The following is a 25,582-nucleotide window of genomic DNA, read 5'->3' as shown; positions in this document are numbered from 1 at the left end:
AAGTTGGAGAACGGCGCGCTCAATGATTTGATGGCGCACCTGCTGCCGCCTCACTCCGAAGAAGAGCAAGCGGCGTTCCTGTTTGCCCGCGCCGTGCGCAGCGATCATCAGGTCACTTTCGAGGTCGCGGAAACGAAGAAGCTCAGTCCTGGCGACTTCATCGTGCAGCAGGACGACTATCTGGAACTAGCCGATGAAACGCGCGCCGCGTTGATCAAGCGCGCGCACGATATCGACACGTCGCTCGTGGAATTGCACTCGCATCCCGGCCCATGGCCCGCGGGCTTCTCTTACGCCGATCGCCTTGGGCTGCAGGAGACCGTGCCGCACATGTGGTGGCGCCTCAAGAAGCGCCCCTATCTCGCCATCGTCGTCGCGAAGTCCGGATTCGACGCCCTGCTCTGGCTCGACAACCCGAAGATCCCGCGTCCGCTGGACGGGATTGTCGAGGGCAGTCGCGTGCTCAAGCCGACCAACTTTTCCCTGGGAGGCTGGGGATGAGCGATCTTCCTGCCCGCTTCGACCGCAACATCCGCCTCTTCGGCGAGGAAGGCCAGCGCAAGCTGCGAGCCACGAACGTCGCGGTTATTGGCGTCGGCGGCCTCGGCAGCCCGCTCGTCCAGCACCTCGCCCTGCTCGGCGTCGGCGGCATCACGCTGGTCGACGACGAGGAGCTGGACGAGACAAATCGCAACCGCTTCGTCGGCGCAAGAAATGATGACCCGGTGCCTGGCAGTCCAAAAGTCGAACTGGCCGCGCGTCTTGTGCGCGAGATCGATCCCACCATTCTCGTCACGCCGATAAGGGCAAGCCTGATCAGCGAAGAAGTGTTCGCTACGGTGAGGCAGGCCAATTGGATATTTGGCTGCTTCGATGAGGACGGCCCGCGCGCGATTCTGAACGAGTTGTGCGCCGCCTACGCGAAGTCCTACATCGATCTCGCCTCGGACGTACCGGAGGAAGGCGTCTACGGCGGACGCATCTGCGTCGCATGGCAGGGCGGCGGCTGCCTGCACTGCCTAGATGCTCTCGATCCGCATGATGTCGAACTATACCTTAGCACGGACGCCGAAAAGGCGGGCCGCGCCGCGATCTACGGCGTGCCGGTGGAGCTGCTGCGCGAGACAGGGCCTTCCGTGTCCCCCATCAACGGCGTCGTCGCGGCGCTCGCCGCAACCGAGTTCATGATTGCTGTCACCGGCATGAGAGAGCCGCAGCGCCTGATCAACTATTACGGCCACGTACCAAAACTCACCACGGCCAAGCCGAAACCGGATTGCTATTACTGCAAGGGAATTCGCGGTAAGCCGCGAGACGCCGATGCCGAGCGCTTCCTGCGGATGCCACATCTTCGTGAAAGGCGGCGGAGGGGAACGCGCTGAATCAGTGAACCCGGAGAGTAGTAGCCGCCCGCTCCGATTCGGGAGATTTCTCCTTGCTGTTCGAAAGGAGAGAGCTCTGGTGCCAACTCTGACCAGTTAGTAGGTTGCCTGCCGGCCCTGTATCTCGTCATAGGATCCGGAGCGAAGCGCACGAGCAGCATGAAGTGCTCTGCTCTTCAAGGAAAACGTGCTGCGTGACTACGTTGGGCTCGTGGCCGAGCGTAACGGCGTAAGGCTCGGCGCCGATCATTTTTGGCCGGCACTCCTGATGGTGTTATCGAAAACGATGATGGCGTCATACATCACTGCGGCGGTTTGAAATTTCAGATTCCCGAGATTGGCTGGCTGGCTCGATGCAGCCTCAGTGCGCTGATGGACATCGCCTTCCAAGAAGGCTTTCCGAAATCGCTTCCCTTGCCGGCCTTCCTTGCCTACGACCCTGAGTTCTCGTTCATTCGCCGAAACATAGAGATAAGAAACATACATTCTGACGAAGTCTTACCACTAACAGACGAGCTGATCGGTCCAACTCGTGCGTAATTTACTCCCTTCATTTACTTGGCTCATCATCGTAAATTCCGACCGCAATTATCTCATAGCAGGACATCTACTTCGCTGACACGCTTGACTTGGCTGCGCGCGAGCGCAAGGAACGCATTGTTGCTCTGATCATGAGCAGGCCCTCGGTCCAGACGCCGAGCGACATGCCGCCGGCGAACATGGGCCAGCAGAGACGGCTAGCCACCACCTTTTCAGGTGAGCTTCGAGCTTCTGCAGTGCTGCCCGCTTCTCGGGTAGATAGTCATACCTGTCGTATATTTCATCGAGATCGGTTTTTCCTCCACCCGTTACGTGGTTGAGCATGATCTCGGCGATCTCACGCGAGATCCCCGGGCGGGGGAGTGTAGATCGGAACGTGCGCCGAAGATCCCGCACTTGCCATCCAGTCACGCCTGATTGCTTATCGAGCTCCTTTCTCAGCTTTTCCCACGAGCCGTCGTTGAAGTGCGTACCCTTGATGTGGCCGGGGAAGTAGTCGTCAGTATTTTTGTCTCGCCAGTTGTCGCCCATCGTTTCTTGGGCAGCCCGTGCCGAAGCTGTAGTGACGCAAGCCGTCCGGCGACCGTGGGATGCGCGCTACGCCCATCGCCCTCTTCCTTGCCTCCTCGGAAATAAGCTTGTTGTGCCTGAATGGCCGGACCGACCGCATCATTCGTCCGTGAAGGACGCCAACGGCATCGTGGGGGGCGGTGCACTGCCGAGACGACCTCTAAGGCAAGGTGAGCGACTTTTTGAAGTTTCTCGTCAGCAAGGTCAACACATACGTGTTCGTGCCCGGCACATATGAACCAATCTGGCTTGGCGACGCGTGGAAATCACGGACTGAAAGCGCCCATGCTCGTGCGGTGAAGGCATGTGAGTACGAATCAAAGAACGACTCAATAATGACTGGTATTGAGTGGCAGAAGATTTTGGCGACGACATGCCCCTGATATGAGCGAAGCCGTAGCGAACGCGAACATGGCAGATCTCCTCGATCCGATCTTCAAGAGCAGCCTGGCCGGAGCGACGCGACCTGTAATGGTACGTTGACCAGTCGAACCCGATAGCGTCACAGGCCCGACGGATCGACGCCTGCCACTCACGGCACATTTTGTAGACCAGCTTGCGCTTCCGGCCACGCTTCATAGCTTTCGGCGGATCACGTCCTGCAGCATCTCCTTCGAGCGACAGGTCCGCCACCAGCTTCTTGAGGGGGATTTTCAATGATCGCGAGAAGTCAAATCAACGGATCTCTGTTTCCGCGACGGCTTGCGAGCTTGTTAGCGGCGGTCGTGATGTTCGCCGCAGCTTTGGAGGTAGGAACGGCTCCGGCGCAAGCGGCGTCGAGGCCGCTTGCGCCCAATGATATGTCCGTTCTCTTTCCTCCGCCGAAGTCGGCGGCCGACCTCGCCAACCTAATCGCCGTGTCCGAGCTTGCGGGGGCAACAGCTCCTTATCTGCACAACGGGTCCGTTCCGACCCCGAGACACATATTGGTGCCGCAGGCTCAACGGCCGACGTCGTTGCGTCGGCAGCCGTGCGTTCGATCCAGTCAATGTTGGGCTTGTCGCGAAAGCACAGGTGACCGACAGCTGTGCGGCCGGCCTGACGAACTTCGATGTGTCGCTGCTTGGGAACAGCAATCGCGGGCATTCGTTCGAGGGCAAGGAAACCGACTTGAGGAAACTGCCGCCTGGCGTCATCGGACCAGAATTGACCGACGCCGATCGGCGAGCGCTTGTCGAATATCTCAAGACCTTATGAGCGATTATCGCGTTAGAGGCCGGCCTGTGTGTGTGTGTCCGCGTCGCTACGTTGGACCTTCCGCCGAGTTCGGACGCGCCTCGTCAGAAGACGTGCCATTCGTCAGATCCGTCCATGCTCAGCCGAGGGTCATGGTATCGCGCCTGCCGAGGCCTCCTCGATTGTGTTGAAGCCCCCATGAGCCCGCCGGTCCTGAGCAGACGCCTTTGGCGCAAAGCTGGCGATCCCGCCGGACCTCCCCCTGGTGATGCTGGCCGCGGCTTACAGTTGTGCCTCGACTCGCTGTGGCCGACCGTCATGCCGTAGAAAACGCGCAACGCACAGACGATCTGGTTGAGGGCCGGCCAAGAGATCCTCCTCACCACCAGGTGAATCTAGAACGCATGAACATGCTCAAATTTCGCACCAGCGGATTCGTTCAATCACCAATCACCAAATCTCGCTCCAAAGGCCCGCTTTCAGGTAAATACAAGGCGTCGGAGGATTCCAGATCGAGGGCTGGGAGTTTCTTCATGGAGGCCAGTTTCGCCCGATGCTCGACTGTTGATCGTTGACCACTCGGTGTCGCGGCGGCGTTGCACCGAGGAGGGAATGCGCATGGCTTCGCGGTACTTCGCGACCGTGCGGCGGGCAATATCAATGCCTAAGGCGCGCAAGCGTTCTACGATGGTATCATCCGACAGGATCGCGGAGGGTTCTTCCGAATCGATCAGCTGTTTGATGTGGTGGCGCACGGCTTCGGCCGAATGCGCCTCGCCGCCGTCGGCCGAGGCGATCGAGGCCGTGAAGAAATATTTCAATTCGAATGTGCCGCGATTTGTCGCCATGTACTTGTTGGCGGTGACGCGCGACACCGTGGATTCATGCATCTGGATGGCGTCGGCGACGGCCTTCAGGTTCAGCGGCCGCAAATGCGCGACGCCGTGGGTGAAGAAGCCGTCCTGCTGGCGCACGATCTCGGTTGCAACTTTCAGGATGGTGCGGGCGCGCTGGTCGAGCGCGCGCACCAGCCAGGTGGCGTTCTGCAGCGCATCGGTGAAGTAGGACTTGTCGCCGTCCTTGCCGATCTTCTTCGACAGCTCGGAATAATAGGTCTGGTTGACCAGCACACGCGGCAAGGTGTCGCTGTTGAGCTCGACATGCCAGCCGCCGTCCGGACCCGGACGGACATAGACGTCGGGCACCATGGTCTGGAGCCGGGCCGAGCCGAACTTCATGCCGGGCTTGGGATTGAGGCGGCGGATCTCGCCGATCATGTCGGCGATGTCCTCGTCGTCGACACCGCAGAGCTTGCGCAGGGCGGCGATGTCGCGCTTGGCGAGCAGGTCGAGATGCTCGACCAGGGCCTGCATCGCCGGATCGTAGCGGTCGAGCTCGCGGAGCTGGATCGCCAGGCATTCGCTCAAGTTACGCGCGCAGACGCCGGGCGGGTCGAATTTCTGCAGGACGGCAAGGACGTCCTCGACCTCCTGCTGCGACGCGCCAAGACGTTCGGCGGCCTGGCCGAGATCGGGCGGCAGATAGCCGGCCTCGTCGACGAGGTCGATCAGGTACTGGCCGATCATGCGCTGCGCGGGCGCGGGGAAGGCAACCGAGAGCTGCTCGGCGAGATGGTCCGACAACGTTGTCTCGGCCGCGACAAAAGCTTCGAGATTGTAGTCTTCGTCACCCGAGGCGCCGCCGCCCCATTCGGTATAGGTGGTCGGCGCCGCGTCCTGGGCGTTGCACGCTTGGCCGTCGGCCAGCTGTTCGCCGCTGACCTGATGGACCTCGGTCGGCGCTTCGTCGGCAGCTGCAGCGTCACTTTCTCGCTCGAGCAGCGGATTGCGCTCGAGCTCCTCCTCCACGAAGGCCATAAGGTCGAGATTGGACAATTGCAGCAGCTTGATCGCCTGCATCAGCTGCGGCGACATGACCAACGACTGCGATTGCCGGAACTCTAGTCTCTGCGTAAGCGCCATGAAGCAAGAACCGCTACTGAAGTTGGTGCGCGTTTTGCTCATTAGTCGGAAGCTGATCCATGCGCTTTGATGTCGCGCAAAATGCAGATCCAAGGTGAGAATTCTGATGAAGCAGCGGACAACTGGACGGCGACTAACTTGTCGGAATTCCTCGTCAAGTCCCATTGTGCGAGACTGAGAACTGGAGATTAGGATGTGGCACTGTGACCCGAGGACATGAGCCAACAGGCCAGCTTCACCGTGGCGAGAATCCCATGAAGGACTTCGCCGATCCACGGCAGTTTCGGTGACTTCTGCGAGTAGCCGCGATCCTACACCATCCCGCAGGACGGGTCAGTGCCTGACCGCCGCTCAGACAATCGATCAATGTCGAGCTTTGCTGCGCGCTTGCAATTGGCCCGAACTTTGAAGTCGATCGTGGAAGGACGTTGCCCAAATGAATTGGCACCAAGGTTGTCAAAATGGTTGAGTAGCGGGTTGATCCGGCCGCAAGATGGGCGTTGCGCCAAAAGAGATTGCGAGGTTGTCGTCGCGGCTGCATAAAGCCAGCCGCTTGTTAACCGCCAGCGTCTGCCTATGTTGCTTGTCCGGGTTTCTGACGCAAATCGGCACAAGGTCGAACAGCTGGCACTATTGTGCCTGCTCTTCGACTCATCCTGCCGACATTCTAACGTATTCGCGATGACGCTTCTGGGCCGCCCACGCATCCGAATCTGGGAAGGTTACTTTCTTCCCAAAATGGCGGCATGATCGGACAATCTTGTCGGTTTTGTCGAGAGCCTGCGCGAGTCGCTTCGCTTGCAGCGGACTGCCGACAATGACACGCACCGCGAAAGACGTCCGCACGCGCGAGACCGCCATGCTGTTACCTGTCACCCCAAGCACCACCCCATGCTGGCAAGCAGGGGCTTGCGAGCGCTTTAGCGCACTCCGCGGTCATATCTGTGCTGCCGGCGGAGCCTGCCGCCACCTCAAAACAATACCTCCCCGAAGCTTGTGTGGATGCCGATGCCAATCACTCATCTCATTGGCATCTCAGCTGCGGCGAGACGACAAGCGCGAGTTCGCACTCTTGGTACAACGCAGCGAGTCGCAGAGGCGGCCAGCTCCCGACTCGAACTCTCGGCTCATTGCCTGCATCGCCAGACCCGCAATTAGTGCTTCTGCTGCCTCTGTGCCGATGTACGACCATATACCACGCTGTAGAACACTGCAGCGGAAGTTTGGCACTGGGCATTACCAACACCATTGAGCGCCCGCACGAGCTTCAAGCGGCGGATCAAGATCAACACCATTTCCATCAGCGACCGCCGCTGCAATGTTGTCCTAGCCTGCTCTCCTCGGCCAGATCAACATGCGCAAGGTCGATAGCTGGAGATCCCTTACCACAACGCCTATCGCTAGGCGATTGATCTCGCTGCACGAGCAGGTCGTTCCACGTTAAGGGAAATCGCGCCACAATTGCAGCAGCTGGCAAGCCTCGATTGCACAACGCGAAGCATCAACTCCTCGATAAAGGCGGCGCTGCCCCCGGCGTGAAGTCACAGCTTTAGCCACCATGGTTTCGTCCAGCGGCAAGCCCCTGCCATAGGTGCGGACCAGCTTGCCGCGGCCGGTCGCGTCGGACAGCGGCACCGCGATCCTGCTTGATAGGGCCGGACGGCCGACCAGCGCGGCCTCGAGAGCCTCAGGACGATTGGTGAGGAGAATGAAGGTGATCTCAGCGTCTTCCTTCAACCCGTCCATCGCGTTGAGCAGTCTGTTAGCAACAAGAACCTATTACATCGCGATTCATCAAATAAACATCCTCGATCTGAAACGCAGCGAATTTCACATCAATCTTGCCAGGATCGCGTGCTTGATATGACAAAGCATGCGATTTAGCGCCGGAGGCGTACATCGTCCGTACGAGGAAATCCAACCTCTGAGAGGCGGACTGCTTCTGGCGACGAGACTTGCATGCAACGACGACGCCCCAAGGTCCACACCAGGCACTGCTGAGGGACATCGCATACGCGCGCCTGATGCGCTTGCCCACCCAGTTATCTGATTTGAGCCGTTTTCCGTTGCGGTGCATCGTTGAACCCAGTTGAGATCGGATGTCCCGCTCCGCGGCAAATGCATGAGAACAGAAGAGCCCGCCCGGGAACGGGGCGTTTGATCGCTTTTTTATACGCGCACGGAATTAAATGAGGCGGCGTCGGGTTGCTATAGCTACAGCATTTGTCCGGTTCGCCGCCCCTAGCTTCCTGATGACGTTCTTCATGTGAAAATTGACGGTATTCGGGCTGACCTCAACAACTTTCCCGATTACCCAAGCTGACTTCCCCTCTGCGACCCAGTATAGGCACTCTGTTTCTCGCTCTGTTAGCGGAATGTCTGTCTTGGAACCTTCATCAAGCGGCGGTGTAATCTGCGCGACAGCGTTGTGAAACGCCGACGCCAATGTCGTGAGATGATCGATGCGCGCCCGTGGATCGGCATCATCGAAGGGAGATGCAAACGAAACGAAAGCCAATCGGCCTTGCGATCCAAACAATGGCACGCTTATGCCATGCTTAAGACCTGCTTCTCTGGCCTCGTGCAAGACGCGCAGCTCACGGGGCTGCAGTTCATATAGACTGGTTAGCTCATCCCAGAGAAAGGGCCTTGGTAGCATTGCTGTCCGCCGGACCACGGGGTCGATCGCTCGATACTCTTGCTCAGCATAGCGTTGGCACCAATCTGACGGGAAGTTTATAGTTGGCGGGGGCGGCAGATACTCCGGCAGACGACGCTCATTCGAGCGGGTGAGTGCTCCGTACGCGACTTTATCGAAGCCTTCATTGCTCGAGCAATTCACTAGAAGATCGAACAGGGCTTTGATTGATTGTGTCTGTATGGCGCATTCGACGAAGCTGAATAGGTCGGGACCGCGGCTTTCCCGTCCCCTTGAAGAGATTGGCATTTTGCCGTGCGATTGGTCATCCATTTCTATTTCCATTTTGCTTACACAGATGTTGGGGTCCGCTTGTTTCAGGTGAACGCTCACGCGCGAAGGAAAGCGCCGGGCCCGAAATGTTTGGCCAGGTCCCAGCTCGCACCGGGCAGATAGCTGGAGCAAACCGACGTGCGCCCGAAGATTGAGCCAAGTCGATGCTGATCTTTTCGTTGCTGACCCGCCGGGTTGCTATCCGAGGTGCCAAATTGACGCGAGCGTATCCAGACTCTCGAAAGAGTGGCTGGCAAATGACGCAACTTTTGCGGCGGACAAGGTCAGTACTTGTCACAAGAACATACCAGCATCCCCAGCGCCAACCTAAGGAAGTGAGCTCGGCACAGAACTCTTCGCGCAGCTCGGCACAACTCAGGTCAGAGACCGGTGCAGCGCTTGCGCATGCCGGGCTGCCACTCGCGGACATTGACACATAGCTGCTTGATGAGGACGACAGCATGTATGCGATCCTCAGGCCTTTCCAAGAACCATCAGGATGGGCACAGCAATTCTCGCACCACTTTCCGATCGACAAAATGGCCCGCTAAGAGAGGCACTCAGAGAAACACGGCGTCGTCTGAGGTGTTTGAACGGATGTGGCATACGTCAAACATGCGACAACGTCTCAAGCGCGACATCGAATTGATATGGATCAAGAGCAAGGCTGGATGCCTCACCTGCGCTGACGCGGAACGCGGATGGGCGCTGCCTGTGAGTGCGGTCCTAAGGCGCGAGCCAAATCCATTACGAGCCTTCCCATCCTTGAATCGAGAAGCGGAGCAGCAGTTTAGTCTAGCGGGGTCTTTGAGAGGACCGGCGCTTTCGGAGTTTCGCTATGGCGCGCCATCGCGAATGTCCCATTTGCGTCATGAGGACTTGCCCCCTCCTTGGAAAGCCGAGAAGGGAGCGAAAGAGGCAAGAATCACGGAAGGTTCGTCGTGGTTTGATCCGGGAGGGCGGTTGATAAAGACGTGACTTGGCGGAGATGTTGCCTGCGGGCGTCGGGGTGGGGGTCTGAAGCGGATTACGCGCCAGCTCGGATGCAGCTTCACACGATCAAGGTCCTACGTAGCGGCGGGTGGGGTGAAGCCGCTCAAATCGTGTCCGGGCTAGCTCTCGCGCACCACGGTCTTCAGGTAATGGTAGGCCTTGATGATCTCGACCAGGCGGTCCTCCTTAGAGCGGTCGCCGCCATTGGCATCGGGATGGTGCTGTTTGACCATCGCCTTGTACTTTGCCTTGATATCTTCGAGCGTCGCGTCGACATTCAGGCCCATCACCTGCAACGCTTTCCGCTTGGCATTGAAAATCTTGCGCTCCTCAGGCTTGGCCTCCGCGCGAGGGCGGGGACTGGCGCGTCCGCTCAGTTCGGCGAGCATGCAAAAAGCATCGCAGGCGCCCTCGGAATCGGCCGGGCTGCCGGTCATTTTGCGAGCGCTGATGCTCTCGCCCATCTTCCAGGTTGGACGATGGCCGATCAGCTCGTCCTTCTGGTAGCGCGCGACCGCTTCCGCGTCCATGCCCGAGAAGAAATTGTAGGACTGATTGTATTTGCGCACATGGTCGATGCAGAAGTGCCAATATTCGCGCGCATTGCCGCGACCCTTTGGCGCGGGATGGGTCGCCTTGTTCTGGCAATCAGGCCATTCGCATAGCGCCGCGGTCTGCCGCTCCTGCGCGTCCTTCTTGTTGATGCGAATGGAGGCGAAGAATTTGGATGTGTCGATCGGCATGACTTGGCCCCGTTGGCGGAGCGGCAGTTAACAGCGCCGCTTCTAAGCTAGCGAATTGGTTTGGACGGCAGATCTGGCTCGGCCTTCGCGTCTGGTCCACTGGCGTGATGTAGCAGGCGCTTCGTAGCAATCGACATGCCAGGGCTCGCGAGCTTGGTCCAGACAATCACCAATTTGCGATCTCAGATCGACTCGATCGCAATTTGCTGTCGGACTCTGCACATAGAGGGCTTGAACGGGGACCGGGTGAATACGAAGAAAGCGGGAGCTATGCAGCACTCTCGGTCATGACGCGCTCAGAGAGGCAGCGTGGCAAGGCGGACGGCGAACCTGCGAGAACTTCTCCAAGGAGGCGATACGGCCCGAAGGAGAGGATCAACATTATGCCCTTCTCAACCGTCTGCGGTTGATCATGCAAGGGTACAGATTCTCCGCAACAGAGTGCGTGATCTGTTCGCCGGACTGTCGAGACGGAACTGCCGCGTTCGGCAGACGCCGGCGAGCTGAAGCCGCCGCGGATGGTCGCGCCGGCCGTGCGGCACGGCTATGGCCCGACGCGCAACATCGCCACTGTCGGCGCGATCAAGGCTGCCAGCCCAAGGCGAGGACCGATGTGCGAGCGGCTCGCCGGTTGGATCCCCGTCACCCCTAAATGATTTGCCAGTCCGAGCGCGGCGGACCAGGAGCCTCGATCCCCTCCTGCCCGCCCCGTCGCCGCGCAGTATGTCGAGAGGCGATCCCAGAAGGCGCTGCCGGCCCTGGTGGAAAGGATGCGCCGAACCTTTCCCCTTCGGTGATTTCGGGCCTGAACGACCAATCACGGCGAATACGAGTGCCGGCAGCACACAAGACAGTCAGGGTGCTCAAAGAGATTCCGAGCTCGTTCGGAGCGGCAAGAAGAAGGTTATGCAGGATCTCAATGGCGCCCAGCCGCGCGGTCGCGGAGCATGCATTCGGTACCTTGGTCGAGAATGGCACCAATATGCGCGTGACCTTGGTTACCGGACAAGGATCGCCAATCTAGGACCTATGGGCTTTCTATGACCTTGCTGCCGAAGCACCAGAGCCAGTTGAGACCTACAAGCCGATCGAGAGCATCCGCCGCGGTGCGACACACGAGCGCGCGAGCCATGGATCCGTTGTCGCCACAAATCCTAAGATTGATGGTGCAAGCTGATCCAGGTGGCGTCGGGAATGTTGGGTTGACTGAAGAGGCCAAATCAGTTGCCGAGATCGTCGCGGCGTCAGAGTGCCAACGCCATTGAGCTCTTCCCGAACACACAAAGCCATGCCGCCTCCTCGGCTCCGTCACCGGTCGAGGGTTAAGAGCGGCGAAATGACTAATCTGAGATCGCAATCGCTAAATTTTCTCTAAGCGCGTCAGCTTGTCGACAGCTGACCCTGACAGAGCGAGAGAGAGCGACACTATCGGCTCGGCATTGCCGAGTTGACTCAAACCCCGCGGAGTGGACATGGACCGATTTAACAGCATCAACCCATTCGACCGAGACAACGCCGCGCTGTCACAACCGCAACAGCAGCAAGCCCAGTTTGAGCCGTACTTGGATGAAGTGCCGCACCTTGATCCCCCTGCTGCAGAGATTCCTGCTTCTCCAGATCGCTACTATCCTCATCTGTCCGAGGAAGATCGTAGACCTATCGAGGCCTTGGTACTTGGGCACCAGGGGGCCGGCGGTCCTTATCCTGAAGACGCAGTAACGAGACACCTCGGGGACACCGCTGCCCAGCACAGCGCGCCGGGGGAAGCTTCGACTTGGCCGCTACCTGCGGAAGGTCATGATCAGGATCCCTTGATGGGCGAAGCCATCCTAGCATCGTCTTTCGACCCAAGCGTGCGCGATCACTTCGGACACCCCGGAGAAGCCGTCCGTCAGTTCAACTGGAGCGGCGGCTACCAGCCGGCTCCGTACGAGCTGACCTGGAGCGCTCCCGTTTCAAGTCGGGAGGTCCTGATGGGTGACGATTATACCGGGGAGTTGAGGCCTGCGAAGAGGCAAAGAATATTAAGCCATACGGAAGGGGATGCCATCGGGGGCCAGGTGAGCGAGCCCGGCAGTTCAGTCGTTCGCGAGCTGATGGAAGAAGTCGGCGCACCGTTTCAGGCCCGCGGTCCGGCCGTCCTTCCTGCGGAAGACTTCGATCAGGATCTGCTGTGGGCGATGGTGGGAAACGCCGGCCCATCGTCGTCTCTCGAACCAACCGAGGGTCATCACCAAGCGCCGGATTTAGAATCCGTCGTTCGTCCCTTCAATTTCCGGCAGGGCGACCAGCACGCGTCCGCTGCGCTTGACCTTAACAACGCCCCGCCGAGCCAGGACAGCCGACCCAACAGTTTTATCGTTCACAATGACCGCTACACGGCGCTGTTCGTGCCCGCTGCGGCGATCAGGCGAAGCACCCCACTCAATCCGCCAGGCGCTGCCATTCCTCTCGGATCTCGACGGGAAAACGTGCCGCAGCCCAGCACGCAGCCAGCGAATCGAGCCTCACCAGCGTTGCTTGGACGGTCGATGGACCAAGCCGCTCCGGCGTCCTCCAGGGCTGAAAGGACGTCCCCCGCGCCCCGCGAGATTTATGCCGCATCATTCGCCGTTCCCGAGAATTTTTCGCACGGCACCCAACCCGCCTCGGACACGATGCGCTCGAAGCTCGGCCGCTGGGGCCTCTTGCCGAACGAGGCGCAGCCGGTAAAAGAGTACGACATTCGCGGCGAGCGTTACACCGCCCTCTTGGGGCCGGGGGGCCCCAATGACGTTCGGCTCATTCATCAGCCGAGAAGGTAGATGCTGAGGGACAATCCCACGCTACGAGCCCGTCCGCATAGCTCCGTGTTGGACTTGCTATTGGACCATAGCTTGCTCCAGCAACTCTTGCGAGCTTGGCGCGGTTCCGGGCGGTGCGGCTGAGCGCTACCCGGCCCGATTGACTTGCGCGCATCATGGCTGTGCGGCTCCGCGTTGAGCCGCACAGCCATCGCCCTTTCACTTCCGAAGAGCCGGCGGCCAAAGCTGCGAAGGAAACCTACGGCGTTATTGCCGTTGCGCTTTGCAGCATTGCCATTGATTGGGGCCGCTGCCCCGAGACAGGATAAGCATCCTCCGAGCAAAGAGGCTGCTTCGCGCGCCCCCATTGAACACGCGCCAGCTGAGCTTAGCTGGCTACAGATGAATGTGGTCGTCCATTAGCCTCAGACGCACATCCTCGTCGTGGCCTTCCGCAGAAAGCTCCCGTGGCCAACGAGGCGCTGCCCAGCACCTCGTGAATTCCGCCTCAAAATCAGTACCGTATGTTAGGGTCAGCACTGGTCGGGATACCGTGCGATCTTCGCTTAGCCCAACCGACGAGTTCCGCAGCTTACACGGTGCGACCCCGACTCTGCCGCCAGCGCCCCTGCACTGGTATACTCTGCCTCAACGTCCCCGCGGAAAGCCGGTGAGCAAGTTTTGGCGGAGCTAGGTGCTGCAACCTGTAAGAGCAGTGAATAGATCGTGCAGTATCTGTCGCTACTCCGGACTCGGACGCTTTGATGAGAGCTGCGTCGTTCGGGACATGGATTCGGTTCAGCGCCGGGTGCCTTCGGCACTGATCTGCCCATCGAAAAAGACCACCTGAGGTGACCTAGCGCCTCAAGGAGCTTGAGCGCAGAATGAAGCTGAGCAAGCCGCAGCGACCTCTATCCGGCTGATCAAATCGGCCAGATTAGGACGTGACTCATTAACGCGCAGCCACAGCCTGATTGATGCAAGTAGGACGAGCGCGAGGTAGTCGGCGGCGAGTTTGTCGTAGCGCGTTGCCACGCGCCGACAATGCTTGAGCTTGCTGAAGAAGCGCTCGACCAGATTCCGGGCTCGATAGAGATAGGATATCGCTCCGTACTAGCAGAGAATTTCGCGTTTCATCGTCTCGTCTGTTTATGGAACGATACCGAAATAACACTCGCGGCAATACCGGGAGATCAACTTGAGCCATTGGAGAAATTTCGCCAATCCAAGTTCATGTTTATTTCCTCGCGCACTGGTAGCGAATCAAATTGTCATCGTTCGAGTCGGCCCCCAATTTAGGTAGTTTGATGCGGCACGAGGCGGCATTCTAAATCTCTGCATCGAAAATGGGGGAGTCCTGCAATGACCGGCGGAAGCATCGGCTCGGGCACCGCGCCGGCGAGTAACTCGCCTCCAAAGCCTATGAGCCGGTCGGAGCGGTTCGACGCGATTGACGTGCTGCGGGGCTTGGCCCTGTTCGGCGTGCTCGCCATGAACATCGTGACCATATTTCGGGTCTCCTTCTACGCGCCGTTCTTGCCGAACGCGGAGCCGGCGGGGCCGCTCGACCGGGTGGTAGCGGCTGTGCTGACGGTCGCCGTCGACTGGAAGGCGCTTGCGCTGTTCTCGCTGCTGTTCGGCGTCGGCCTCGTCATCCAATTCGAACGGCTTGCCGGCGATGCACGGCGCATGATCTTGCTCGTGCGCAGGCTAGTGGTGTTGCTGGCGATTGGCCTGGTGCATCTCTGTTTGATCTGGAACGGCGACATTCTCGTCGAATATGCGCTGGCGGGCTTCGTGGTGCTGCCCTTCCTCGGCGGCGCGCGGTGGCTCATGGCGGGTGCAGCCCTGCTGCTCCTGGGGCTCTACGTGACCACGCCGGTGCTACCGCCGATTGTGCCGCTGCCGGAAGCAGCCGGGATGGCCGGTCTTGCCGCGGACGCGATGCGGGCCTACGGCACAGGCGGATTTTTCGATGTGCTCGCGTTCCGGATCCGCGAGGTGCCGGCGATTTTTTCGGCGCACGTCATGGTCTTTCCGCGCACTGTCGCGCTGTTCCTCGTTGGCGCCCTCGCGTGGCGCAGCGGGGTTTTGCGTCGGGCTTCGGCGAACCGGCGCCTGCTGTTCGTCGTCGCAACCTTTGGCATTCCTCTCGGCGGCGGATTGAGTCTCGCGGCAGCAGGACAAGGGCTCTTCGATTGGCCGTCGCTCGGGCGCGCGCATTTTCCGGTAGAACAGCTGGGGGCGGTCGTGTTGGCTCTCGGTTATGCGGCCGCAGTCATCGCGGCTGTGAACCTCGCGGGCGGGCGGAGGATGCTGGGCTGGGCCGCACCGCTTGGCCGCATGGCGCTCACCAACTATCTGGCGCAATCTGTGATCTGCGGCTGGATCTTCTACGGCTATGGTCTAGGCCAATTTGGCCGGCTCGGCGTGGCCGCGACACTGACGATCGGCATTTTCGTGTATGTCGCGCAGGTGGTGTTCAGCGCGTGGTGGCTCCGCCGCTATCGGTTCGGTCCTGTCGAGTGGCTCTGGCGCTCGTGCATGTATGGGGTACCGCAGCCGATGCGGGCAACGGTCAATTTAGCCATCATGCGCGCGACGATAGCAGATTGATGCGGGCCCAGATACCCTAGCTGCGTGCTGCTTCAAGCGGAAGCCGCCGAAGCGAGTACGGCTGGTTTTAGCCCTTCAGCGACCTCGGCAGACGTCCGCTTTTCCACCGCTATTGAAGGGAGCGGACACCAGGCGGCCAGCCGCTTAATGAGTACACGGCCTACTGTTTGAGGACCACTCGAAAATTGCGAACGAGCCGCAAAGACAGGCGCCACGACAACATGATTGCCGAGCGTTGCCTCGGCGGCTTGCAGATCTGCGAAAACGCCTCGCGTGTCGCCGCGCTGATAGGCTCAAAGGTCGCGATCGCGCGACATGAACTCATCGCCTTGACGCGGATCTTTGCTCGGTCTTCCATTACTCGCAGGCCCTTTCCAGCACCGCCAGCATGCCGGTACGACGGAAGGGCAATCCGCAGCAGCCGGCAACAAATGCAGAGAAAATCCAAATGTGATGGAGGCGCGATTAGACGACCTATCAATTTATGCAGGAGATTTCGGGACTCAGGTCACTTAGCTTGCGGTGATAGTGCCTGGGAGATTTCTTCAATGTTGATCGTTGACACTATTTTGAAACCAGACCAGTTTGGCGGCATTGGACTTTTCTCAGCTACTCTTTTGCCTAAAGATTCGTTGATTTGGATTTATAATCCTATCGTTGACATCGCGGTGACGCCTGAGCAGTACGAAACTCTAGCTCCAACATTTCAAGCTCTACTAGATAAGCATGCCTATCCAAGAGACTACAGGGCTAGCGATGGCGTTGTAGAGTATAATGCTGACAACGCCCGCTTCATGAACCACAGCAGTCAGCCAAACACATATCAAGACGATCATTGCCGAATTCTGACGGCGCGTGACGTACAACCTGGTGAAGAACTGACTTGCGATTACTTGTTTTTCGATCCTAAGTGTGACTTATCGTGGAATAAAGAACCAACGGCGAATGTTGAGGCTCCAACGGGCTAGGCGGTAGTGGATTGAGCTTGCGCTCAGACCACTTCGACTTCGTCGGCGAATTTACCCGGGAGAGTTTCCGCAACTCGTTGAGGTTATCGACGGACAACAGCTTTTTTCGGTTGCCTTGCCTACCCTAGGCAAGATCTCCGCGGATGTGCCCGATCTCGCACTTACTTTAGAATTGATGACCCTCGATCGATCCCAATCACTGCTGAGATGGCCCCGACATATCCTGATATTATCCGTGGGATACGCCGATTGTGCCGCTTGATGTCAGAGTCACAGATGTGCTGTTCAGAAACGCTCTTGATGAGGGCCGCTAGCGGCCCGATCTTTGCGCCTCGATTTAACTTTCGCGCATGGAGAGGGAATCCGTCCCATCCAGTCGGACGCTACGTACTCCCGTATCGAGACCCGTTTTAGGTTATGAGATCAGCGACGACTGAGTGATCGAGTTCTTCGCCGAGGTCCATCCGATCTTGCCCTCCGTGCCAATGAACTATCCCTACGCGCTCCAGGACGCCGCGCGAAGGCAACGGAAGCCGGAAGACGACGGGCGAGTCGATCCTCAAGCGGTCCGGGCACGACTCGTAGCTTCCTCGCGCACTCACGCTCCCAAAAACTAGCACGAACCAAACTTGCAAGAGCCGGCTGGTGCCATCACGGCAGCTCGCGCAGTGACAAGAAGATTGCACTTGAAATCACGAGTTCATCCAGGCTGAACCGGTTCCTGCCTCCCGATGTAAACCACTAAACTCGCGCACGAGCGCGTGCCTTCGACGATCGCCCCGCCATGCAGCGACTGTCGACGCTCGTTTGTCCGTCTGCAAACCAATGGAGTGTCGCGATCACACCTGTACACCGAGTTGCTTCGATTTCATACCACCCGCATCGACAAGGCGCGCAACTCCGCCTCCGAACCACAGCTCGGTTCCAGTGATAACACCTCGATCTGTTGACCCGGACGGAATTCGCTCCAAGGGCCATTCCGCGCGCCCCTTTCGAGGGCGCCCCCAAACGAGCGGGAAGCCCACCCGTTGTCTCATCGCGCAGCGGCCACAGGCGAGCACAGAGCGCTGGCAATACGCGCCGACGGCTTGTTGCAGCAGCGGCGGACGCTTGAGCGGCTGGCCATCTGCAGGGGACGAATCGCCGACCGAGGAATTCAAGCCGTGGGGATGCAGCGATGCGGTGAGGTTCTGCGCGAGGATCAATCCAGCGCAAGGCACTCGGCCAGAATTGCTTGAGGAACTGCTCGACCCGGCCTTCATCGCCATGCGAACTCAGGTGGGGCATTTCCTTTCATATAACCGCAGAAGATCACCAGATGGAATGCGAGCCGCGCATCCTTGCTCCTAATCGCCAGACTTTACCAAGCAATCCTAGACTTCCCGATTCCGGCGCTCGCCGCTATGGCCCGTTCGCCTGACGCGGCTGGGCCCCTCCATGAGCAGCATCATCGGCCCCATCAATTTCAGCTTGCTGACGGTGTGAAGTGCGAGCACAAGTTCGGGCGTTTCTGCCAATCGTATTTACCGGCGCCATTGGTGCCCCCCGCGCAGATCGTCGATGCTACGTGTGAATGCGGCCCTGTTGGCTGGGCGAGACTTGAGGCGATTAGGATTGGACCACTCTTTGCTCGCGAGCCAAACGCGTAACCTGCGGCACGTTCGGGCGCCGAGCCTGTATGGAAGGTGCTCGATGCCTGTGTTTCTAAATTCCGCACCGAGACCTCTCCTGGGCAACTGTGACCGCAGCGAGCCCCAACATCACGTCGCCGGTGAAACCAAAATGGAGGCGATAAAGCCACCAGATTGCGCAGCACCGGTCGAGATCGGACATTGCTAGCGCCCGCCTTATTGCTGCGACTATCCGCACCGTCGGCTTCATTCCGCGTATCATCTGGAAACCTCGCCGTCTCGGGGCCCGCGCTCTCCATTCAATGACGTTTCCGGGGGCGCTGGCTCGCTGTCCGACGCGTGCACCTGCAATAGATCGGAAGCTGAGATTGATGTTCGCCATAACGGTCTTTTCCACTTTTCGAAGCTGCTCGCACACGCCTATGTGCACGCGATCTTGCTCTGATCCTACGGCGGAGCTACTGCTTGCAAAACGCCCAGATCTGGTAGTGCCATTTGACAGGATTCTCATGGATAAATACGCTCACACGATTTCACTGCTACGCAAAGCAACTGGCCCACTTGCGAGGGTCGTTGCGGCTAATGACCTTTGCTGCCACTCCTTGAGAATACCTCCGCGTCCGCCAAGACAATCAGGCTCACCGGCAGGGCCTCCGCTGCTTCCGATTAAGCCCTCCACGGTCACCGGTTAGCTGCCAAATTTGCGCGAACTCAGACATCGCGCGCTGGCTGGCGGCCCGCCCCCGTTCGACCGCGCTGGCAATGTGGGTCACCTCGCGGAGCAACGCCCCGAACAGTTCGGCCCGCAGCGCACCATCGTGCAGTGCTTGTTAAGATCCTCAGACGCAAAGCAGCCGAGATGATGATCCGCGCACGGCTAAGGTGCGGCGCCGGCCAGTGATCCCGGGACTGGGGCGCGGCGGGGTGCAATGGGCACTCGGCGACGTCGCCTCAGTCCTTCCGATCCTGCGCGCGATGGCACAACGTCGGACTGGCGGACAGCCGGAGCTACATCGGTCAAGCGAAAGTAACATCCTCTGGTGAAGCAATGGGGGGAAATATTGCAGGCCAGATGATAGGTCAGCACCAGGCAGACGAATGCCAGGATGACGGCGCATCAAGTGGGCTACCAGTGGGTCCGATGATGCGTACCCACTGGCGGCGCGAACAATCCACCGCTAAGCAGTGAATTCTCTATCCAGATAAGGACAACCGAATCGAGCGCAGGGCTCCAGTCCGGCCCGATCGGTTCACAGTCGGGTTGCGTCTCATACCCGCGTAAGCTTAACGAACCCTCCTTCGACTAGCTCGGCTTTGTAGGCCCGTTCGTTAAGCAGGATTGTTGTTGGGTTATCAGCGGCCGGCATGAAACCTTCTTCGCGTAGCTTGTCCATGAGGGCAGTTGTGGCCCATTGCTCTGGTAGCGGCGTTCCGTAGCGCCGGTTTTCCCTGAAGAAGGCTCCGAAGTCCGGTACGCCCGCCCGGCCGGCCCCAACCACCTGGTCGTCCGCTGGGTTATGAACAAGAAGAACACGGTTGGAGTCATCCAAACCGGCCGTGTAGCGGTGACCTCGGATTTCATAGGTCATCGTCGGCTGGTCCGAGTCCGGCAAGAGACCCCGGTGGAACAGCCTGTCGACCATCGGGTCAGGGGCGATTTGCGAGCCGTGCGAAAATGTCTGGGGAGCGGCGAATGAGACATCTACCGCTTCCTCACGTGCGGCAGATGATGATGGTCCAGCTTCATTCATGATCTGACTGAACAAATCACGATCTTCCTGTGTCCAGACGTACGCCGTCGGTGATTCTGGTGAACGGGCATTATCGATCGAGTTCGGATCCATGAAGCTCTCCTTGCTGTTACGAGAACAAAGGCCTCTTGAAGATCTCCCCCATGGATTGAGCTGAAGTTCGTCACGAACTCAGACATGGGCGGCTTCGTCATCGAGAGACCAAGTTCGAGTGTTAAAGAGGCTGGCTTTCGAGAAGCTGACAAAGATCGAAGAAGAAAGACAAACCCGCGGCCGCATCTTCCACGTCTGATGCGCTCATCTCCGAGCCAAGTCTCATTGCACCTGACCTCGCAGTCGGCGCGCAGGTCTGCGCCGTGCCTCGCGTTCACCTGGCGGTAGGGCCGGTTCGGAGGTCCAAGCGATGCGGACCGCAGCCAGACCCAGTCTTGTACCGAACACGTGCATTTCGATCTCTGCCGGCGACCAGTCGTTCTGGCTTACAGTTCGAGCCGACACTCGAGCCGCTAAGCAGAATGACCGTGATAGCCGCGCCGGCGAGAGAGTGCGCTTACGGAAGAGTCCGGCAAGCGCGAGCGAACTCTTCACCTGATTAGATGAAGAACGAAATTGCTCAGACGCAAAGCAGCCGAGACGATCATCTCGTGCATCGATAAAAGTGCGGCGGTGCCGGTGATCCCGGGAATGCGTTTGCCGCGGCGTCTAATAGGCACTCCGCAACGTCCCTCCTGCCTCCGATCCTGACGCATGATGTGCCCTCGGCTGATAGCCGGAGCTACATCGATCAAGCGGAACGTTACATCCTTAGGTGAGGCAACGCGAATGGCAAACTTTGTCCCAGCCGTTATTGACGCTCTCCGTCAGGAGAGTTGGCGCTCGTGTCAGCGCGTTGGCAAGAGAATTCACTCGTGTCCTTAAAGGAAAATCGTCTAATTCGCGCGTGCCGAAGTCGCCGCCGAAATGTCCGCTCTCTCTAAGCGTCTCTTGGCGAAGAAACGTAGGCCACCCTCTTTGCTTGTCGGTCCGGGCACCCGAACGGCGGCTCCTGCGTGTAGCCTCACTGATTTGCCTTAACAGCTTCCCAAGTGGTTACCAAGACGTACGACCCTGACATTGACGCGCACCTAACGACGTGAGGTCGGCATCCTCGGTGTCAGGGCCGAATAGCCGGGCCTTCTGCCCGTCCCGGGTGACGCGCTCGCGCAGGAATAGCCAAGATGCACGGCGGGCGGCGCCGAACGTACCTTATGACGGACGACCTGGGTCTTGATGGTCGCCAGACGCGAGCGGCCCGTGAGCGGGCGGTTCGCCCGCTCGCTGGCGAGCCAGCCGCGACGGAAGGGTGGAGCACCGATGAATCGTGATCTTGCTCGCGCGCGAGACCGCCGCAGGCGCGCTGATTGTCGGCAAGCGTCTGGGCGATGAAGACGTAGCCCACTGGATCCGTAAGGAGCGGACGCAACCAGGCGACGCTGAGATGGCTTGAGTTGTCGTCGATCGTGTTCGGCGCCAGCCAATTTTGTCACAAACTCGCCGCAGCAGCGCAATGTCTGCGGCGACCGATAACTGCAACAGGTTCTCATGTTTGTCGCGCCGGCAAGGCCAGCGATCAGATCAAGGGTTAAATGGGCCGCGGAAGGCAGGCATTTTTATTGCAGACGCTACCGTGAGGTTCGTCGTGACGCGCTCCAGCCTACATTTGGAGAGACGCAATGGCCGTGAGGGGCGCGTTCGGGCAAGTGGAAAGCAACTTTGCGCGACCTGTCTGGTCGAAATGTTCGGGCCGGGATCGCGCTCCAGATTGGGTCGAAGATGGCGAGGCAATTTACTCGAGAGAGGCTGGAGCCGGTCCGCGCTCCGGCAGACGAACGCTTGACGGGCCGCGCGGTGTTGGGCGCAACCATGGGCAATATTCTCGAATTCTACGACTTCGGCACCTATAGCTTCTTTGCAATACAGATCGGTCAGGCGTTTTTCCCGGCAACCGACCAATTCGCCAGCCTCATGCTGTCACTCGGAACCTTCGGCGTGGGCTTTGTGACCAGGCCGATCGGGGCCATCGTGCTCGGCTCGTATTCGGATCGGGCTGGCCGCCGGCCCGCGATGACCGCCAGCTTTGCCATGATGAGCGCCGCGGTCCTGTTATTGGCCATCACGCCATCGTACGAGACAATAGGACTTGCCGCTCCGTTGCTAGCCATCTTCGCACGCTTGCTGCAGGGCTTTGCTCTCGGAGGTGAAGTCGGTCCAACGACAGCCTACTTGATGGAAGCGGCCCCTGTGGGAGCCCGCGGTCTGGCGGTCTCGTTTCAGCCCGCGAGCCAACAGGTTGCTGCGACGGCTGGAGCGTTGGTTGGAGAAATTCTGTCGCTCGCCATGACAAGTGAGGCGCTCAATGCATACGGATGGCGGATCGCGCTATTGCTCGGCGCCGCTACGTTGCCGTTCGGACTATGGTTGCGGAGCGTCCTACCCGAGACGTTGCACCGCCCTGAGGCTCCGGTTCTGGTCACCCAGCCCGTAAGGCGACCGCCTGCCGCACGCCGCATCATGAGCTTGGGATTTGTCATCTTGGCCAGTTGCACGATCACTACTTATGTTACCGGATATATGACCACCTACGCGTTGACCACCCTCCACGTTTCGGCACCTCTCGCCTTCGGCGCCACGCTCATCAGCAACATGGCGGGCATTGCCGCAGCGCTGCTGGGCGGCCTGCTCGCAGACCGCGCAGGCCGTCGGCGCATCATGATATGGCCGCAGGCCGCTGCATTGCTGATGACCTATCCAGTATTCCTGTGGATTGCGGAGAGCCGCAGTGCCCTCGCACTTCTAGGAGGTCTCGGCGCGCTCACCCTGATCGGGACGATTCCGTATAGCGCCTTCTACGTGAGCATGGTCGAAAGTTTGCCGAGGAACATTCGTGGTGGCGCCTTCGCGACGATCTACGCTTTTGCGATTGCGATTTTCGGAGGCACAGCTCAACTGGTCGTCACTTGGCTGATCTATCTTACCGGGAGCGCACTCGCGCCCGCTTGGTACATGCTTTCCGCTAGCGCGGCCGGGCTCTTTGCGATGCTGATGATGCCTGAGACGGCGCCACTCAATTTTGTGCCCAGCCATAGACGAACGTCCTAACGCCACGACCGCTGCCCTAAGCGTAGCCGAACAGGGTAGGATGACATCTATGACGTCCGAAATGCGAAACATCGAGCAGGAAGACGCTAAGGGGCGTAGCACGAAAGGCAATCTATCCTGAAAATTGGACCAGTTTGACATCGAGCAGGAGCTCCTGCCGGAACGGCAGCGTCGCGCTCTGAAACCACTTTTTCCCCCTTACCGAACGTTGGCCGATGCGGCAGTTGCGCGATTTGGCGGTCGTCGCCAGCCGGCTGTAAGTGAGCAATGACCCTGATTATCCTTAGAGAACAAGAAGACGCGGCTTGCACCGTCCGCCAGCATAGCCGCACGGCATAAGGATGCGGCCGCTGAAGGAGCAGCGGCCGCGACGAGGCTCGATCCTCATTTTCTGCTTGATTGTTTTCCCGTCAGTGCAGGACGCACGAGGGATCGGTCAAACAAAAAAACAGATCGCAGATACCATTCAACGGGTCATCCGCGCACTCAGGATATGATGTATCGGCTACCTGCACGCTGGCGGTGAGCGGTTGCGCGACAACTTCCGCAGCAAAAGGAGGTACCACCGCGGTTGCAAGCGCGAGGGCGCTCGCCGTCACCAAAACAGACTTTTTCATTTGAACCTTCCTAAGTTGGCCCAGCCCTCGTGACGGTCTATAGACGAGGCTGCAAGCGGTAAAATTGATTTTCTTGATCAGATCTATCGACCGAATGGATAAGTTCGGGCATCACAGTATCGCTCTGTCTACCCGCAACCTGAGAATCTATTTTATGGTCGAACGCTCGACGGCCTCGGTCGCTGCATTTCTCGGAGCACCCGACAAGGGCTGTTGTTGAATCTGACTCGTATCGTCCGGAGCCAGCCACAGTCGGTTACATCGTGTCGACACATGCGCCCGAACGCACTTGCGTCACAATTGGTCGCGCGATTTTCATCACCGAAAGAGAGGACCGCGACAACCGCTTACTCATTCGTTTGTTCGGCTGCGCTGCAGGCCACAGGCAAGGCTACGATGCAGCCGGTCACGGCGGCATGCTTACAGTCTAACGCGACTACATTCCACCAACTTGCCAGCGCCGCGATATGGTTTTCTGGCGCAGCCCTTTCCCGATCCTGTAAGACTAGTCAGCCGAGGAGCGAAGACGCGAGAGTGACGATGACGGCATCTCGGCTGAACTCTTCTCAGGCATTGACAATAGGCGTTTAGCACAGCTGCAACGGCCCGGACTTTCTGTCGCGATGAGACTAGTCAGCTTCTCGACAGCTCAGCGTCCTAGGTTGAGAACACCTCGAACCAGACAAGAGGCTCGACCCTGATCAGCTCAACCTGGAAAGGGAGAAGCAGCCGATCCCCCTCAAGATGGCGAGCCTTTCGAGAATTAGATTCGTGCGGGCATCTCGCCGTCTTTGGTGCGCCGGTCGGCCAGCATATTCGGCCCTCCAAGGGTTGGGCCGCGCTCCATGATTGCCCGCTTCTTCTTGATGGATATCGTCACAATGAAAGACCGGCTTTGTGAAAGCGGCGCTCCAGCGCATTTGCTTCATTTTGCCATGGCAGGCGTGAACAATGAATACAGATCGGACGCAGCTTGACGGCGACGGCTTTTTCTCAGTTTCCGGCTCCGAAGCGTCCCAATCCGAGGCCTCAGAACCCGGCACTCCCGTTGCGGCGCATTGGGACGAGGCTTTGACGGACGCGCGGCCGTCCGCTTCCAATGCGGCAGGGCCGCAGGACCACATTGTGGATGCGCGGACGGCTGATGAGGGGCAGGACGAAGACGAGAACCGCCAAACCGCCATTACTCAAACGAGCGCTTTGCCGGAGAATGGTAGTGCGGCGCTAAATCTCTCCTCATTGCCCGCCGCCCTCCCGCCCGAGCTTCAGGTCTTTGACGCGAGAGACAATCAATTGGCGAGCTTGCCCGTACTTCCTGACGGGCTCCGCGTGCTCAATGCAGCGCGCAATCTGCTGACCAGCCTGCCGGCCGACCTGCCATCCCGGCTCCGGTCCCTGATCATCGGCGAAAATTCACTGACAAGTCTGCCCGCCCTTCCGGCAACCCTTCGGGAACTCAGCGCTTACAGCAACCACCTGACCAGCTTGCCTGCGCTTCCAGCCGGGCTGCGGAGCCTGGTTGTCGAGAATAATCAGAGCTCTACGCTGGAAGCAACCACCTGACCAGCTTGCCTGACCTTCCAACCGGGCTGCGGAGCCTAGTGGTCGAGAATAATCAATTGACCAGTCTGCCCGCTCTTCCAGCAACGGTTGAGGAGCTCCATGCTGAAAGCAACCAGCTGACCAGCCTGACCTTCCAGCCGGGCTTCAGGACCTGGACG

Annotated in this window: 15 protein-coding genes and 3 pseudogenes; 10 read left to right on the top strand and 8 right to left on the bottom strand. The window is 59.2% G+C overall.

Annotation, left to right across the window (positions count from 1 at the left end):
• The first annotated feature begins 3 nt into the window (after positions 1–3).
• From XH84_RS34375 to XH84_RS34365, 3 genes are all read left to right on the top strand, one after another.
• Positions 4–501 carry a Mov34/MPN/PAD-1 family protein gene (locus tag XH84_RS34375; protein WP_164937421.1) on the top strand — a complete coding sequence of 166 codons (498 nt, stop codon included), beginning with the start codon at positions 4–6 and terminating at the stop codon, positions 499–501.
• On the top strand, positions 498–1,382 hold the full coding sequence (locus XH84_RS34370) for a HesA/MoeB/ThiF family protein (RefSeq protein WP_164937420.1): 885 nt from the start codon (positions 498–500) through the stop codon (positions 1,380–1,382). Before XH84_RS34375 ends, XH84_RS34370 begins: the two co-directional genes overlap by 4 nt.
• Before the next feature lie 252 nt (positions 1,383–1,634).
• Entirely contained in the window at positions 1,635–1,922 is a 288-nt protein-coding gene (locus XH84_RS34365) for a hypothetical protein (RefSeq protein WP_128948670.1), read from the top strand.
• 951 nt (positions 1,923–2,873) lie between these two features.
• On the opposite strand, the pseudogene XH84_RS41215 reads toward XH84_RS34365, so the two are convergent.
• Positions 2,874–3,137 (bottom strand): annotated as a pseudogene (locus tag XH84_RS41215) (IS3 family transposase); the annotation flags it as partial.
• A gap of 11 nt (positions 3,138–3,148) precedes the next feature.
• On the opposite strand from XH84_RS41215, the pseudogene XH84_RS41720 reads away from it, so the two are divergent.
• Positions 3,149–3,412: pseudogene (locus XH84_RS41720) on the top strand (c-type cytochrome); the annotation flags it as partial.
• Between the two features lie 94 nt (positions 3,413–3,506).
• On the top strand, positions 3,507–3,689 hold the full coding sequence (locus XH84_RS34355; protein WP_245471964.1) for a hypothetical protein: 183 nt from the start codon (positions 3,507–3,509) through the stop codon (positions 3,687–3,689).
• Between the two features lie 458 nt (positions 3,690–4,147).
• Here XH84_RS34355 and rpoN read toward each other — a convergent pair whose 3' ends face one another.
• From rpoN to XH84_RS34330, 4 genes are all read right to left on the bottom strand, one after another.
• Positions 4,148–5,650: an RNA polymerase factor sigma-54 gene (gene rpoN / locus XH84_RS34350; protein ID WP_128948669.1), complete on the bottom strand. Its 1,503-nt coding sequence runs from the start codon at positions 5,648–5,650 to the stop codon at positions 4,148–4,150.
• Positions 5,651–7,090: 1,440 nt separating this feature from the next.
• Positions 7,091–7,387 (bottom strand): hypothetical protein, encoded by a 297-nt coding sequence (locus XH84_RS41205; protein WP_245471963.1) that lies wholly within the window; start codon positions 7,385–7,387, stop codon positions 7,091–7,093.
• 448 nt (positions 7,388–7,835) lie between these two features.
• On the bottom strand, positions 7,836–8,621 hold the full coding sequence (locus XH84_RS34335; RefSeq protein WP_245471962.1) for a LuxR family transcriptional regulator: 786 nt from the start codon (positions 8,619–8,621) through the stop codon (positions 7,836–7,838).
• 1,112 nt (positions 8,622–9,733) lie between these two features.
• A complete protein-coding gene (locus tag XH84_RS34330; protein ID WP_128948668.1) occupies positions 9,734–10,357 on the bottom strand; it encodes a J domain-containing protein in 624 nt (207 codons plus the stop codon).
• A 1,472-nt stretch (positions 10,358–11,829) separates the two neighbouring features.
• On the opposite strand from XH84_RS34330, the gene XH84_RS34325 reads away from it, so the two are divergent.
• On the top strand, positions 11,830–13,161 hold the full coding sequence (locus XH84_RS34325; protein WP_128948667.1) for a hypothetical protein: 1,332 nt from the start codon (positions 11,830–11,832) through the stop codon (positions 13,159–13,161).
• A gap of 936 nt (positions 13,162–14,097) precedes the next feature.
• On the opposite strand, the pseudogene XH84_RS41990 reads toward XH84_RS34325, so the two are convergent.
• Positions 14,098–14,235, bottom strand: a pseudogene (locus tag XH84_RS41990) (transposase); the annotation flags it as partial.
• A 267-nt stretch (positions 14,236–14,502) separates the two neighbouring features.
• On the opposite strand from XH84_RS41990, the gene XH84_RS34315 reads away from it, so the two are divergent.
• Positions 14,503–15,756, top strand: coding sequence for a DUF418 domain-containing protein (locus XH84_RS34315; RefSeq protein WP_128948666.1), 1,254 nt, complete (start codon positions 14,503–14,505; stop codon positions 15,754–15,756).
• A 548-nt stretch (positions 15,757–16,304) separates the two neighbouring features.
• Positions 16,305–16,724, top strand: a complete 420-nt coding sequence (locus XH84_RS34310) for an SET domain-containing protein (RefSeq protein WP_128948665.1) — start codon at positions 16,305–16,307, stop codon at positions 16,722–16,724.
• A gap of 2,899 nt (positions 16,725–19,623) precedes the next feature.
• On the opposite strand, the gene XH84_RS34290 is transcribed toward XH84_RS34310, so the two are convergent.
• Positions 19,624–20,199, bottom strand: coding sequence for a hypothetical protein (locus XH84_RS34290; RefSeq protein ID WP_128948663.1), 576 nt, complete (start codon positions 20,197–20,199; stop codon positions 19,624–19,626).
• A gap of 1,719 nt (positions 20,200–21,918) precedes the next feature.
• Between XH84_RS34290 and XH84_RS34280 the strand changes: the two genes are divergently transcribed.
• On the top strand, positions 21,919–23,244 hold the full coding sequence (locus XH84_RS34280) for an MFS transporter (RefSeq protein WP_128948681.1): 1,326 nt from the start codon (positions 21,919–21,921) through the stop codon (positions 23,242–23,244).
• A gap of 410 nt (positions 23,245–23,654) precedes the next feature.
• On the opposite strand, the gene XH84_RS34275 is transcribed toward XH84_RS34280, so the two are convergent.
• On the bottom strand, positions 23,655–23,861 hold the full coding sequence (locus XH84_RS34275; protein ID WP_128948662.1) for a hypothetical protein: 207 nt from the start codon (positions 23,859–23,861) through the stop codon (positions 23,655–23,657).
• 951 nt (positions 23,862–24,812) lie between these two features.
• Between XH84_RS34275 and XH84_RS34270 the strand changes: the two genes are divergently transcribed.
• Entirely contained in the window at positions 24,813–25,424 is a 612-nt protein-coding gene (locus XH84_RS34270) for a hypothetical protein (RefSeq protein WP_128948661.1), read from the top strand.
• Positions 25,425–25,582: the final 158 nt, after the last annotated feature.

The organism is Bradyrhizobium nanningense (assembly GCF_004114535.1).
GTDB lineage: Bacteria > Pseudomonadota > Alphaproteobacteria > Rhizobiales > Xanthobacteraceae > Bradyrhizobium > Bradyrhizobium nanningense.
This window is presented reverse-complemented; position numbering and strand designations above follow the sequence as displayed.